This window comes from Streptomyces triticirhizae (assembly GCF_003696235.1).
Taxonomy (GTDB): Bacteria; Actinomycetota; Actinomycetes; order Streptomycetales; family Streptomycetaceae; genus Streptomyces; species Streptomyces triticirhizae.
The window spans coordinates 39,312-53,590 of record NZ_RFFJ01000014.1; the positions used below are offsets into that span (position 1 = coordinate 39,312).

Here is a 14,279-nt window from a genome sequence, read left to right on the forward strand (position 1 = left end):
CTCCCAGCCGAGAGGTTCCCCCATGCGTCACACGAGACTCGTGCTGGTGGGGGTGGTGGCGACGCTGGCCGCGCTGCTGCCGCTCTCCCCCGCCGCCGGGACGCCGTCTCCCGCGTCACCCGATCCGTCCGAGCCGTCCGCCGGGGAGGTGTCGGCGGCGGCGGTTGCCCCGCGCCTGGCCATCGACGACGACTTCCCCGACCCCGAGGTGATCGTCGTCGGCGACACCTACCACGCCTACTCGACCAGTTCACGCCACGGCCGGGTGCCGCACGCCACCGCGCCGGGACCGGACGGTCCGTGGACGGTACGCGGCGACGTGATGCCGGACAGGCCGGCCTGGACCGGCGACGGCGGCTTCTGGGCGCCGGACGTCTCCCAACGGGCCGACGGCCGCTATCTGATGTACTTCACCGGGCCGGACACCGCCTCGGGCCGGATGTGCCTGGGCGCGGCGCTCGCCGACAGCCCCGAAGGGCCGTTCCTGGCCACCTCGGACCGGCCGCTGGTCTGCGACCCGGGCGAGGGCGGCGACATCGACCCGTCGAGCTTCGTCGACACCGACGGCAGCCGGTACCTCCTCTACAAGAACGACGGCAACGCGATCGGCCAGCCGACCATCATCTGGCTCCAGCGCGTCGAGGCCGACGGGATCACCCTCGTCGGCGGCCGCACCGAGCTGCTGCGCAACAACCTGCCGTCCGAGGACGGCGTCATCGAGGCCCCGGTGCTGGTCAAGCGGGCCTCGCACTATGTGCTGTTCTACTCGGCCGGCGTGTACACCACGCCCAACTACCAGACCAGCTACGCCACCTCGGCCTCCCTCACCGGCCCCTACGCCCGCGCCTACCGGCCGCTGATGACGACCGCCAGCCTGGACGGCGCGGTCAGCGGGCCCGGCGGCGCTGACATCGGGGACGGCCGCGTCTTCTTCCACGGCGCCCTCCCGGCAGGCGGGCGCGGTCTGTATGTGGCCGACCTCGGCTGGGACAACGACTACCCGGTGGTGCGCGGCAGCCGCGTCCGCCACGAGGCGGAGCGCGGCACACTCAACAACGCGAGCGTGCGGGAGACCGGCACCGCCTCCCAGGGCGCGGTGGCGGCGGGCATCGACTTCGCCGACAGCTGGGTCGACATCCGCGTCTTCGCCGCCAGCGCCGGCCCGCACACCCTGCACATCGGCTACGCGGCCGGCTACGGCGAGGCCCAACACGCCCTGTCCGTCAACGGCCAGCCGGCGGGCACGGTGACCTATCCGGACCGGGGCTGGGAGAACTGGACGGAGGTGTCCGTCGACGTCGACCTGACGGCGGGCGCCAACACGATCCGCCTGGGCCACCTCAGCCGCTGGGCCGAGCTGGACTACGTCGAGGTGTCGTAACCCCGGCCCCCGCTGGTGACGGGCCCTCAGCCCACCGCAACCGCGTCGCCCTCCCCGTCGTCCTCTCCGGTACCTGGTGCGCCGTGCGACGACCTGGGGAGGGCGACATGGCACGAGCATCCGACTGGTCACCCGTGGACATGGACCGGGACCCGACACCGGGGGACCCGGACGAGGCCCCGGCGGGTGTCCCGACCCGCTACGCCTACGACGGCGCCGGGTTGTTGAGCGAACTCGACGTCGACGGGCACCGCATGAGCTTCGCGCACGACGCCGCCGGTCGCGAGATCACCCGCCGCGTCGGCGACGCGCTGACGCTCACCAGGGACTGGGACCCGGCGGGGCGACTGACGCGGGAGACCGTGGCGCACGACGGGAACCCCCCTCCACGACCGCGCCTACACCTACCGCGCCGACGGCCGTCCCCAGTCCCGCACGGACGCCGCACTCGGTGTCCGGCGTTACGCGCTGGACACCGTGGGGCGCATCACCGGGATCGGCGCGCCGGGTTGGGAGGAGAGCTACGCCTATGACGCGGCGGGCAACCAGACGGCCGCGAGCTGGCCCTCCCACTTCGCCGGCTCCGAGTCCACGGGCGAGCGCGACTACACCGGCACGCGTCTGGTGCGGGCCGGCGCGATCCACTACGAGCACGACGCGGCGGGCCGCGTGGTGCCGCGGCGTCGGACGCGGCTGTCCCGCAGGCCGGACGTCTGGCGTTACACCTGGGACGCCGAGGACCGGCTGACCTCTGTCACCACCCCCGACGGCACCCTGTGGCGCTATCTCTACGACGGCTTCGGCCGGCGGGTCGCCAAGCGGAGGATGGCCGCGGACGGCGAGACCGTGCTGGCGGAGACGCGTTTCACCTGGGACGGCGGCGTGCTGGTGGAGCAGCACACGACCGGCGAAGGGCCGGCGTCCGGGACCGTGCTGACCTGGGAGCACGACGGCCTCCGCCCCCTCGCCCAGACGGAGCGGCTGACCGACGACACCGCCCAACGGGTCGTCGACGCGCGGTTCTTCGCCATCGTCACCGATCTGGTGGGTGCCCCCACCGAGTTGGTCGACGAGGAGGGCCACACGGCGTGGAGCGCGCGGTCCACCGCCTGGGGCCTCACCGCGTGGCGGCCCGGGGCGACCGGGATGACCCCGCTGCGCTTCCCCGGCCAGTACCACGATCCGGAGAGCGGCCTTCACTACAACGTCAACCGTTACTACGACCCGCACACCGCCCGTTACGCCAGCCAGGACCCGCTGGGGCTGCTGCCGGGGCTCAACCCGGACGGCTATGTCCCCAATCCGCAGGTCGAGGTCGACCCCCTCGGCCTGGCCGACTACGACATCCCCTGGTCGAGCGGGCGCGTCTCACGCGCCGCGCGCGAGCTGGAGAACGGCGCCACCAGCGTCACCATGGGCAGCCGCAGCGAGGTGGAGGAGCTGTTCCTCGGCGTCTACCAGGGCCAGGGCTACCGCAACGCCACGGGCTTCGACGGGCCGGGAACCAGACAGTACTTCGGAGAGAAGCGCGGCACCTACCATTGGGACGACCAACTCGGGGAGGGCGGTCGGGTGCTCGGCCACGGTCCCGGCAATCGGGACGGCGATCTTCCCCACCTACAGATCCACACCTTCGAAGGGCCCATCGTCCGCGTCTTCTGGACACCATGACCATGCGTATCGCAGCACGGAACCGCCTGACCATGCTCAACGGCGCGCTCGCCGCCCGCAGGGAGCCGGGGTCGCCCGGCCACTACTCCTGGGTGTGGGTGATCCCGCTGCCCGGGGGCGGCTACCGCGTGCGAACCTTCGAGGTCGCCTCGGAGCTGGTGGACGACGACGTGTCCTTCTTCGACGAGGACATGCGGATCGTGGGCGACGAGCGGGTCACGTCCCTCGACGACATCGACGAGGCCGTGGCGCGGGTGGGCGTGGACCCCGAGGCGCTCGACGCCCCCTGGACGTGCGACTTCCCGCTCTGAGACGCCCCGCGCACTTCTCGGGGGTCGCGCCGGCCGGCGCGACCCCCGAGGGGTGTCGCTCAGCCCTTGATGGCGAAGCCCGCGCGGAGCAGCGCCTCGTCACGGGACGAGGGGCCGACGAGGAGTTCGAACGCGCCGGGTTCGACGACCCGGTTGCCCGCCGCGTCGACCAATGTGCAGTCGGCGGCGGCCAGTTCGAGCGCCACCGTCGTAGTCTGGCCCGGCGCGAGCCGCACCTGGCGGTAGCCCTTCAGCTCCTTCGCGGCCCAGGTCACCGAGGTGACCGTGTCGCTCACATAGATCTGCACGGTCTCCAGCGCCGGCCTCTCCCCGGTGTTGGCCAGGGTGACCCGGGCGCGCACCGTGTCGTCGGCCTCCAGGACGGGGGTGAGAACCTCCAGGTCCCGGTACTCGACGGTGGTGTAGCTCAGGCCCTCGCCGAAGGCGAACGCCGGGGACTGGGTCAGGTCCGCGTAGCGGGTGCCGTGCTGGCCGCGCACCTGGTTGTAGTAGGTCGGCTGCTGCCCGGCGTGCCGGGCGAAGGAGAGCGGCAGCCGCCCCGTCGGCTCGATCAGCCCCAGCAGCAGCTCGGCCAGGGCCCGCCCGCCGCGCATCCCCGGGTTGAACGCGTAGACGACGGCCGCCGCGTTCAACGCCGACGGCGGCAGCACCAGCGGCTTGGAGCTGAGCAGCACCACCACCAGCGGCTTGCCCGTCGCGGCCAGCGCGTCCAGCAACGCGACCTGCGCGCCGACCAGTTCGAGCGTCGCCGTGGAGCGGGACTCGCCGACCAGCTCGATCCGGTCGCCGACGACCGCGACCACGTGGTCGGCGGCCTCGGCGGCCGCCACCGCCTCGGCGATCAGCGCCTCGTCGGGCTCGGCCGGGATCACCACGTCGGGCCTGGGCTGCCCGTCGGGGAAGAACTCCCCCTCCGGGTCGGGCCCCACGGTCAGGATCTCCGCGCCCTTCGCGTGGGTGACCGTCCACCCCTCGGGCGCGACGGCCCGGAAGCCGTCCAGCACGGTCTCGGTCATCTCGCGCGGGTGGCCGTCCGGCAGCAGCCAGTCGGTCTGCCCCGACGCGCCGGCCCAGTCGCCGAGTTGGGTGTGCGGGTCGTCGATGCTGGGCCCGATGAGCGCCACGGTGCGGGGCGCGGCGCCGTCCCCGGCGACGGCCCGGCCGTCGGCGCCGGCGGTGTACCCGCCGTCCAGCGGCAGCGTCCCGTCGTTGCGCAGCAGCACCAGCGAGCGGCGGGCGACCTCCAGGTTCAGCTCGGCGTGCGCGGCGCTGCCGACGACGGCGGCCTGCCGCTCGGGGTCGGGGTGGCGCGGGTTCTCGAAGAGGCCCAGCTCGAACTTGAGGGTGAGCACGCGGCGCACGGCGGCGTCGATCTCCGCCTCGTCCAGCGTTCCCTCGGCGACGGCCTGGAGCGCGCCCTCGAAGAACTGCGGGGTGGTCATCACCACGTCGTTGCCGGCGCGGACCGCCTTGGCCGCCGCCTCGGTGTAGTCGGCGCAGACCAGCTGCTCCCACACCATGCGGCCGACGTTGTCCCAGTCGGTGACAAGGGTGCCGGTGTAGCCCCACTCGCCGCGCAGCACGTCGTTCAGCAGCCAGTCGTTGACGGTGATCGGCACGCCGTCGATGGACTGGTAGCCCAGCATGAAGCTGCGGCAGCCCTCACGGGCGACCCGCTCGAAGGGCGGCAGGAACCAGGAGCGCAGCTTGCGTCTGCTGAGGTCGGCCTCGCTGGCGTCCCGGCCGCCCTGGGTCTCGGAGTAGCCGGCGAAGTGCTTGGCGGTGGCCAGGATCGCGGTGGGGTCGGTCAGCCCCTCGCCCTGGTAGCCCCTGACCATCGCGGAGGCCAACTCGCCGATCAGGAACGGGTCCTCGCCGAAGGTCTCGCTCACCCGGCCCCAGCGCAGGTCGCGGGTGATGCACAGCACCGGGGAGAACGTCCAGTGGATGCCGGTGGCGGCCACCTCGACGGCGGTCGCCCGCGCCACGCGCTCCACCAGCTCAGGGTCCCAGGTGGCGGCCATGCCCAGCTGGGTGGGGTAGATGGTGGCGCCCTTCCAGAACGAGTGCCCGTGGATGCAGTCCTCGGCCACCAGCAGCGGGATGCCGAGCCGGGTCTGGGAGACCAACGCGTTGGCCTCGTCGATCCGTTCCGGCGAGGTGTGCAGGATGGAGCCCACGTGCAGCTCACGCACCAGGTGGTCGACGCCGTCCATGCCGGACAGCTGGAGCATCTGCCCCACCTTCTCCGGCAGGGTCATCCGCCCGATCAGGTCGGCGACGCGCTCGGACACGGGCAGCGCTGGATCGAGGTAGGGCAGAGGGGAGTTCACGGGGTTCCTTTCCCGAGGTGTCACAGGGAGGGCGCGTGGGTGCGCGGGTTCACCGCGCGGGGAGGGCGGGGGCCGTCGGCGGGTTGCCGCGTCCCACGCCTGGTCGGGACAACGGTCGGTGGCCGGCTCGGCCGCCGGGCCGTGCCCCCCGCCCGCACCCCGTCGTGCGGGCGCCACGCGTGGTGCTGTGGGCAGGGACCACAATGACTCCGGATTCGCTCAGGCGGACAACGGCGCTGGTGAGGCGCTCTTCACGACGCTAGCACTGAAAACATCCGGATGGAGGTTTTACTGGTTCCGGGACTGCTTCCGGTACTACTGTGCTCGGCATGACGAAGCCCCCAGCGCCCGCCGACGGATCGCCGCGCCGTGGCCCTTATGCCAAGGGGGTTGAGCGCCGCAGGGAGATCCTGGACCGGGCGATCGAGGTGTTCGCCGAGCGCGGCTCCGAGGGCACCTCGCTGCGCGCGATCGGCGACGCCATCGGCGTCTCGCACGCCGCGCTGCGGCACTACTTCGCGTCCAGGGAACAGCTGTTGCTTGAGGTCTACCGGTTCGCCGAGCGCCGCACCGAGGAGCGCGACCCGGAGCCGCCGGGCGGCTCGGTGGTGGGGATGATGACGCACGCCGCGCGGCGGAACCGCGCGGTGCCCGGGCTGGTGCAGCTGTACTCGACGCTGCTGGCACGGGCGTTGGAGGAGGACCAGGAGGAGTCCAGGGAGTACTTCGCCGCCCGGTTCGAGGGGCTGCGCGCGGAGTTGGCCGAGCGCGTGGTGTCCGGCCAGCTGCGCGGCGACATCCGCGCGGACATCTCGCCGCAGGCCGCCGCCGCGCTGGTGATCGCGGCCTCGGACGGGCTCCAGACGCAGTGGCTGCTCAACCCGTCGATCGACGTGGAGGCCACGCTGGCGCAGTTGGAGAAGCTGCTCGCCCCGACGGAGAAGTGCTGAGCGGAAGCGCTGAGCCGCGCCAGTCCGCCGGGGCCGGCGCCGACCTAGTGCGGGGAACGCGCCCCGGGGGCGGTCACTTCGGAGTCTCGTCGACCTGGACGTCGAACTCGGCCCGGTCGCCGTCGACCTCGGTCGTGGTGACGGTCACGCCGTAGGTCAGGCCACCCGAGGTGAGTTCGCAGCGGATCTCGGCCCCGACCTCGGCCGGGAGGTCCTCGGGGCAGGTGAAGTCGTCGGGGGCGGCGCCCACCATCTCCTCCAGCTGCGCGCTGGCCTGCTCGGCGACGTCCTCCTTCTTGACGACGGGGTCGCCGCCGGAGCAGCCGGTGGCGAGGAGCAGCGGCAGCGCGCCCAGCGCCGCGCGGGCGAGGACCCGGTTCGGCCGTATTCGTCTCATGGGTGACCTCCTGGTCGTGGGGAACTTCACGGGGGATGGGTGGGGCACCTCGATGTGCCACGCACCGGGGCGACGCGCGCCCTGCACAGGGACAGCGATACGCGCGCGGTGGTTCCGTGAACGAGGAGAAACTGTACGGCCCCCGTTTCCGGTGAACATCCAGGGACGACGCCCGGCGCCACCGAAGAGGGATGATCTACCATGCGCGCATGGCCCAAGCCACCGACGCTCTCCCCGTCCGCGCGCTGGCCGTCGACGTGACGGGCCGCCCGTCATGACGCCGCCGTCACAGCCCCCGTCGCCCCGCACGCCGCCCACGCCCGACGCCTATGTCACGGGCGTGCTGGACGGCGACCGCGCCTGGATCGCGCGGACCGTCACGCTGCTGGAGTCCCGCAGGCCCGACCACCAACAGCGCGCCCAGGAGGTGCTGTTGGGGCTGCTGCCGCACGCGGGGAACGCGCACCGCATCGGCATCACCGGGGTTCCCGGGGTCGGCAAGTCGACGTTCATCGACGCCTTCGGATCGCTGCTGACCGAGACCGGTCACCGGGTCGCGGTGCTGGCCGTGGACCCCTCCTCCACCCGCACCGGCGGCTCGATCCTGGGCGACAAGACACGGATGGAGCGACTGGCGGCCGACGACCGGGCGTTCGTGCGCCCCTCCCCCAGCGCCGGGACGCTCGGCGGGGTGGCCAAGGCCACCCGGGAGGCGGTGGTGGTGATGGAGGCCGCCGGCTACGACGTGGTGTTGATCGAGACGGTCGGCGTGGGGCAGTCGGAGACCACGGTGGCCGAGATGGTGGACACCTTCCTGGTGCTGGCGCTGGCCAGGACCGGGGACCAGCTCCAGGGCATCAAGAAGGGCGTGCTGGAGCTGGCCGACGTGATCGCGGTCAACAAGGCGGACGGGCCGCACGAGCGGGAGGCGCGCAACGCGGCGCGCGAACTGCGGGGCGCGCTGCGGATGATGGAGCCGATCGACCCGGACTGGACGCCCCCGGTGCTCACGTGCAGCGCGCGGGAGGGCAGCGGCCTGGACGAGGTGTGGGAACGGGTGCGGCGGCACCGGCAGGTGTTGCGCGCCTCGGGCCGGCTGAAGGGGCGGCGCGACGACCAGCTGGTGCGCTGGACGTGGTCGATGGTGACCGACGCGGTGCTCTCCCGGCTGCACCAGCACCCGGGGGTGCGGGAGTTGGCGCCGCGCGTGGAGGCCGAGGTGCGCGCGGGAACGCTGACGGCGGCGCTGGCCGCGCAGCGGTTGGTGGCGGCGTTCGCCGGGGACGCGGACGCCGGGCGCGAGGCGGAGCCGGCGGAACGGCGCGGCTGAGGCGGTCGGCGCGAGGCGGCGGGGCGCGGTTCCGGATGTGCGCGTGGGCGCCAACCCTCTTCCCCGACGCGGCGGTTGGGCGGATGCTGTGACGCGCACCTTCCGACACATCCGTCACGACGAGGGAGTCAACCGATGCCCCCACCACCGGTTACCCGACGTACCGCGCTGACGCTGTTCGCGGCGGCGGCCGGCGGCGGCCTGACGTTCGCGGTCTCGGCCGCCAACGCCTCGACGCCGACGCCGCGTGCCGGCGCGGCAGGCGGCGCCGCGCCGCTCGCCAACCCCGCGCGGTTCTACCTCGGCTCGGTCCAGCACGAGATCGGCGTGGCCACGGCCGACGCGGCCTCCGGCGCGCTGAGCCTGGACGCGCTGGTCGCCGACAGCCGTTCGTCGTTCCTGGCGCTCTCCCCCACCGCCGAGCGGCTCTACTCGGTCATCGGCGACGACGGCGGCCGGGTCGACGCGTTCACCCTGGACGAGGACGGGGCCGTGACCGGCCCGCTGGGCAGCGTTGGCGGCCTGGGCGACGGGCCGTGCCATGTGGCCGTCCACCCGGACGGCGGCCATGTCTTCTCGGCCAACTACAACGACGGCACCGTCGCGGTCGTCGCCCTGCTCGACGACGGCGCGCCGGGCGAGGTGACCCAGGTCGTCCAGCACACCGGCTCCGGACCCCACCCGGGCCGGCAGGACGGGCCGCACGCCCACCAGGTGCTGCCAGACCCGGGCGGCGCCCGGCTGTTCGCCGTGGACCTGGGCAACGACTCGGTCTACGCCTACGCCTTCGACGCCGAGGCGGGGCAGCTCACCCAGGAGCACCAGTCGGCGATGCCGCCCGGCTCGGGGCCCCGGCACATGGTCTTCCACCCGGGCGGCGAAACCGCCTATGTGCTGGGCGAGTTGGACTCCACGCTGACGACCTGCGGCTATGACGCCGCCACCGGCGCCCTGACCCCGGGCGCGGTGGCCTCGCTGCTGCCGGACGGCGCGGACCCGGGCGGGAACACCGCCGCCGAGATCGTGGTCTCCGCCGACGGGCGCTTCGTCTACGCCTCCAACCGGGGCGACGACAGCGTCGCGATCTTCTCCGTGGACGGAGCGGACGAGACCGAGCCGCGCCTGGTGGGCCATGTGGACAGCGGCGGGGCGACGCCGCGCCACATCAGCCTGGGCGCCGACGACGCCCACCTGTATGTCGCCAACCAGTCCACCGGCGTCGTGGTGGTCTTCGCGCGGGACGCGGAGACCGGCGAGCTGACCCCGACCGGGGAGCCGCTGCCGCTGCCCGGCGTGGAGTGCGTGCTGCCGGCCACCAGCGTGCTGGGCTGACGCCGAACGGCCAACGCCGTGGCCCCGACCGCCCGTTGGACGGCGCGGTCGGGGCCACGGCACGATGTCCGGGCCCGGGCCTCAGCGCGGGGTGATGGTGTAGGAGCGGCCGGCGACGGCGGGTATCTCCACGACGCCGTCGGTGGCGTTGAGGATCGTGGGCGTGCCGTCGGTGTCGGTGACCCGGCAGCCGGCGGCGACCAGGCCGCCGCGCACCCGGATCGTTCCCTCGTGGCCGGCCGTCAGCACCGCCTGGACGGGCCGTCCGTCGGCCCACTCGATGTCGACGGTGACGTCGCCGACCGCGCGCAGCCCGGTGACGGAGCCGTCGGGCCAGCCGCCGGGCAGCGCCGGGAGCAGCTCGACCTCGCCGTGGTGGCTCTGCACCAGCATCTCGGCGATGCCGGAGGTGGCGCCGAAGTTGCCGTCGATCTGGAACGGCGGGTGGGTGTCCCAGAGGTTGGGCAGCGTGGACTCCCGGAGCTGTTGGGCGAGCATCACATGCGCGTGGTCGCCGTCCCGCAGCCGCGCCCAGAAGTTGATCTTCCACGCCTTGCTCCAGCCGGTGCCGCCGTCGCCGCGCGCGTTCAGCGAGACCTCGGCGGCGGCCGCCTCCGGGGTGCCGGGCGCGATCTGGTTGCCGGGGTGCAGGGCGTAGAGGTGGGAGACATGGCGGTGGTCGTTGGCGGGGTCGTCGAGGTCCTCCTTCCACTCCTGGAGCTGCCCCCAGGAGCCGATGCGCAGGCCGGGGTCCAACTGCTCCAGGGTGGCGGCGAGTTGGTCGCGCAACTCGGGGTCGACGCCCAGGGTCTCGGCGGCGGTGAGGGTGTGGGTGAGGGCCTCGCGGACGATCTGCTGGGACATCGCGGCGCCGGCGGTGAAGTCCCCGTGCTCGGGCGAGTAGCTGGGGCTGACCACCAGCAGCCCGTCGCGCGGGTCGGTGTGCAGGTTGTCCAGCCAGAACTCGGCGATCTCCCTCAGCATCGGGTAGGCCGTGTCGGCGAGGAACACGGTGTCCTGGGTGAAGCGGTAGTGGTCCCACAGGTGCCGGGTGAGCCAGGCGCCGGCCTCGGGGAACCAGAACGAGGTGGCCCAGTCGTGCAGCCCGGTGAAGCCGTACGGGTTGATCTCGTTGCCGACGACCCAGCCCCGTGACGCGAAGATCTGGGCGGCCGACTCGCGGCCGGGCGCGCGCAGGGCGTCGATGAACGCGTGGAGCGGCTCGGTGGTCTCGGCGAGGTTGGTGATGTGCGCCGGCCAGTAGTTCATCTGGAGGTTGATGTTGACGTGGTAGTCGGCCGACCACGGGGGCGCGGTGGACTCGTTCCAGACGCCCTGGAGGTTGGCGGGCAGGGAGCCGGGGCGGGAGGAGGCGATCAGCAGATAGCGGCCGTAGGCGAAGAACAGCGCCTCCAACGCCCGGTCCGCAGGGGAGCCGCCCCCGCCGTAGGCGGCCAACAGCGCGTCGGTGGGCTGGTCGGCGGGCATCTGCTGGCCGATGTCGAGCCGGACCCGGTCGAACAGGGCCTGGTGGTCGGCGAGATGGGCGGCGAGCAGCGCGTCGAAGCCCTGGGCGGCGGCCGCGTCGACGGCGGAGGTGACGGCGTCGTGTGGGTCCTCGCCCCGGTAGTCGGGGTAGGTGTCGGCGTAGTCGGTGCCGGCGCCCAGCACGAACCAGGCGGCGTCGGCGCCGGAGACGGTCACCGAGCCGCCGCTCTCGCTGCGGCTGCCGCCCTCGGTCAGGACCTGGATCTGGGCCTCGAAGACCAGTCCGTTGTCGGCGAGCGCACCGCGCACGGTGATCCGTCCGTCGGCGGCGCTGACGTCCGTTCCGCCGTGCGGGCCGGTGTAGTCGAGGGTGAACGAGACCCGTTCGCCGTGGTCGGCCGAGATCCGGCCGACGATCACGCCGGCCGGGTGGGAGGCGAAGTACTCGCGGAGGTGGGTGGCCCCGCCCGCCTGGTAGGTGACCCGGGAGACGGCCTCGGCCAGGCTCAGCTCGCGCCGGTAGCCGTCGGGGTTCTCGGGCGTTTCGGGGAAGTCGAGGGTCAGCTCGCCGAAGGTCTGGTAGGCGCCGAACCCGGTCTTGGGCTGGCCGAGTTGGGCGGCGACCTCCTCCGGGGTGGCGCGGCCGTCGGCGTCCAGGGCGGCGCGCACCGCGTCGATGGCGCCGGGGCGGGGCTCGCGCCAGTTGCCGAAGTCGTAGCCGGGCGAGCCGGGGCCGCCGGTCCAGAGCGTCTTCTCGTTGAACTGGAGCCGTTCGGTGGCGACCGTGCCGTAGACGGCCGCGCCCAGCGCCCCGTTGCCGATCGGCAGCGTCTCGCTCTCCCAGGCACCGGCCGGCTGGGCGTACCAGAGCGTCAGCTCCGGCGTCGGCTCGGCCAGCGGCGCGCCACCCGGGACCCCGGCGCCGCGCTCCGACGCCGCCACCGTCCGGGCCAGCGGAACACCCGCGACCGTCATGGCCGCCGCACCTCCCATGGCTGACCTGAGGGCGGTCCTGCGGTTGATCCCTTGCTTCATCGAGGGCCTCCTGAGGCCGACAGGGAAACGGATGCCAGGGCCTGGGCCAGGCTAGACATCCAATGACTCGTCGGCAAGGGAGGCGACAGGAACCGGTTACGCCCCCTCTGGAGCGCAACTGACGGCTGACAAGGGGCCGTTACATGGGATGTGTACGGGGACGCGCCGGTCCTTGGCGCGGGGCCCCGGCTTGTCGGGGTGCGCGGCGCCCGGGGGTGGCTCAGCCCTCCTCCGGTCGCGGGCCGGCGACGACGCGGGTGGCGGTGCGCACCCCGGGGCTGGCCTCGGTCAGCCCGCGCACCAGCGCCTCGCCGGCGGCGGCGAGCGCCTCGTCGTCCATCGCGCCGAGCGCGTCCAGCACGAAGAAGGCGCGGGTGGTGGTGAGGGTGAGCTGGGTGCGGACGCACTGCCGCCAGTTCCAACGGCGGCAGGTGACGCCCAGGTCGTCCCGCCAGATCGGCTCGCCGGGCGCGGCGGTCTCCACCACCGGCTCGCCGCCGGCCACGGTGGCGAACTCCTCGTCGCCCACGGCGCGTTCCAGCCGGGGGGCGCCCCGGTAGTGGTCGAGGTCCTCGCCGCCGACGGGGACCGCGTGGGCGATCGAGACCGCGTTGTAGACGTCGGTGAGCCGGTTGATCCTGGGCAGCCCGGCCGGCACGCGGCGCAGCAGCGCGTCGGCGCTGGGGCGGGTGCGCTTGGGCTTCATCCCGGCGGCCTGGAACGCCTCGCGCCAGGCGCGGACATGGGGATCGTCCTCGTAGGAGCCGCCGGCGTACCGCTCCGTCACCGTGCGCTCGGCCTCGGCGAGCAGCCGCTCGCTCACCTCGTCGCTGGGCCCGGGGCGCAGCCCGTCGGCCACGATCAGCAACGCGCGGTAGTCGGGGCGCAGGGCGGTGATCTCGGGCGCGACGGTGGCCTGGGCCAGCCAGTCGTCGAGGGCGGTGCCGGCGGGCGAGGCGGAGAGGGACATGTCACTCCAGGTGAGGGGGTCGAACGGCGGCCAGTGTAACGACGGGCACGGACAGGGACGGAACGCCCGGGGAGCGGGGGAGGCCCGGGACGGTTTAGGGTGGGCGGGTGTTCAGCCCGGAGTCAGACAGACCGTAGCCGCCGGTTCGCCGGTGGCCTCTCCCGCTTCCTCCCGTTCGCCCGGGTGCCCCGCCGTGTCGGGCCCGCCGCGACGGGGGTCGAGCACGCCATCGGACAGCCGGCCCGCGTCCTCGCGCGCGGCGCGCCGAACGGTTTCCCGGGTGACCGGTGAACGGTTCCGGCAGGTCGCCGCCCGCTTCTGATCCCTGTCGCCCGCGTGCTCCGTGCCGTCGTGCCCCGTGCCGTCGTGCCGTGCGCCGCGTGGCGACGTCCGACGTGGTTGCGGAGTTCTTCGTGTCTTCTTCTGCCGACCCCCGTGGCGGGCCCGCCACGGGGTCCCGTTCCCTGCCGCCGGCCGTCTACCTGCTGGGCCTGGCGGTCTTCGCCCAGGGCACATCGGAGTTCATGCTCGCCGGTCTGGTGCCCGACATCGCCGCCGACCTGGCGGTCCCCGTCTCCGCCGCCGGGTCGCTGACCTCGGCCTTCGCGCTGGGCATGGTGGTGGGCGCGCCCACCATGGCGCTGCTCGGCGCGCGCTGGTCGCGGCGCACCGCGCTGATGGGCTTTCTGGGCCTCTTTCTGCTGACCCATGTGGTGGGCGCGCTCACCACCGGCTATCCCGTGCTGCTGCTCTGCCGGGTGGTCGGGGCGCTGGCCAACGCCGGTTTCCTGGCGGTGGCGTTGGCCACCTCCGCCGCGCTGGCCGGGCCCGCCGCCCGGGCCAGGGCGACGGCGGTGCTGCTGGGCGGGGTGACGCTCGCCTGCGTGGTCGGCGTGCCGGGCGGCGCGCTGTTGGGTCAACTCTGGGGCTGGCGCGCGGCGTTCTGGGCGGTCGCGCTGTTGTCGCTGCCGGCGCTGCTGGCCGTGCCGCGCTCCATCCCGGCGGGCGCGCCGGAACCCGCGCCGGAACCCGCGCCGGGCGGCGTCGGCGCGGAGGCGCC

At 73.6% G+C, this 14,279-nt stretch carries 10 protein-coding genes and 1 pseudogene; 7 read left to right on the forward strand and 4 right to left on the reverse strand.

Translation table 11 applies throughout. The annotated features are described in order from the left end of the window. The first annotated feature begins 22 nt into the window (after window positions 1-22). The 3 genes and pseudogenes from EBN88_RS04925 (at window position 23) to EBN88_RS04935 (ending at window position 3,363) form a co-directional block, all read left to right on the forward strand. The gene (locus EBN88_RS04925) at window positions 23-1,381 is read left to right on the forward strand and encodes a family 43 glycosylhydrolase (RefSeq protein WP_122182556.1); all 1,359 of its coding nucleotides are present in this window, start codon (window positions 23-25) and stop codon (window positions 1,379-1,381) included. 450 nt (window positions 1,382-1,831) lie between these two features. Next, window positions 1,832-2,749 (forward strand): annotated as a pseudogene (locus EBN88_RS04930) (RHS repeat-associated core domain-containing protein); the annotation flags it as partial. 305 nt (window positions 2,750-3,054) lie between these two features. After that, a complete protein-coding gene (locus EBN88_RS04935; RefSeq protein WP_147472644.1) occupies window positions 3,055-3,363 on the forward strand; it encodes a hypothetical protein in 309 nt (102 codons plus the stop codon). 59 nt (window positions 3,364-3,422) lie between these two features. Here the strand turns inward: EBN88_RS04935 and EBN88_RS04940 are convergent, their stop codons facing one another. After that, entirely contained in the window at window positions 3,423-5,717 is a 2,295-nt protein-coding gene (locus EBN88_RS04940) for an exo-beta-d-1,3/1,6-glucosidase (RefSeq protein ID WP_122182558.1), read from the reverse strand. Window positions 5,718-6,046: 329 nt separating this feature from the next. Here EBN88_RS04940 and EBN88_RS04945 point away from each other — a divergent pair, with 329 nt between their 5' ends. Then, a complete protein-coding gene (locus tag EBN88_RS04945; protein ID WP_122182559.1) occupies window positions 6,047-6,667 on the forward strand; it encodes a TetR/AcrR family transcriptional regulator in 621 nt (206 codons plus the stop codon). Between the two features lie 73 nt (window positions 6,668-6,740). Here EBN88_RS04945 and EBN88_RS04950 read toward each other — a convergent pair whose 3' ends face one another. Beyond that, the gene (locus tag EBN88_RS04950; RefSeq protein ID WP_122182560.1) at window positions 6,741-7,064 is read right to left on the reverse strand and encodes a DUF4333 domain-containing protein; all 324 of its coding nucleotides are present in this window, start codon (window positions 7,062-7,064) and stop codon (window positions 6,741-6,743) included. A 274-nt stretch (window positions 7,065-7,338) separates the two neighbouring features. Between EBN88_RS04950 and meaB the strand changes: the two genes are divergently transcribed. Together meaB and EBN88_RS04960 are read left to right on the forward strand one after the other, a co-directional pair. After that, a complete protein-coding gene (meaB, locus tag EBN88_RS04955) occupies window positions 7,339-8,394 on the forward strand; it encodes a methylmalonyl Co-A mutase-associated GTPase MeaB (RefSeq protein ID WP_122182561.1) in 1,056 nt (351 codons plus the stop codon). Between the two features lie 135 nt (window positions 8,395-8,529). Next, window positions 8,530-9,726, forward strand: a complete 1,197-nt coding sequence (locus tag EBN88_RS04960) for a lactonase family protein (protein ID WP_122182562.1) — start codon at window positions 8,530-8,532, stop codon at window positions 9,724-9,726. Window positions 9,727-9,807: 81 nt separating this feature from the next. On the opposite strand, the gene EBN88_RS04965 is transcribed toward EBN88_RS04960, so the two are convergent. Beyond that, a complete protein-coding gene (locus EBN88_RS04965) occupies window positions 9,808-12,189 on the reverse strand; it encodes a glycoside hydrolase family 95 protein (protein ID WP_233580467.1) in 2,382 nt (793 codons plus the stop codon). Between the two features lie 280 nt (window positions 12,190-12,469). Beyond that, window positions 12,470-13,219, reverse strand: coding sequence for a B3/B4 domain-containing protein (locus EBN88_RS04970; protein WP_122182564.1), 750 nt, complete (start codon window positions 13,217-13,219; stop codon window positions 12,470-12,472). A 464-nt stretch (window positions 13,220-13,683) separates the two neighbouring features. Here EBN88_RS04970 and EBN88_RS04975 point away from each other — a divergent pair. Further along, window positions 13,684-14,279 (forward strand): MFS transporter (locus EBN88_RS04975; protein ID WP_147472645.1); only part of this gene is annotated, 596 nt, incomplete at its 3' end.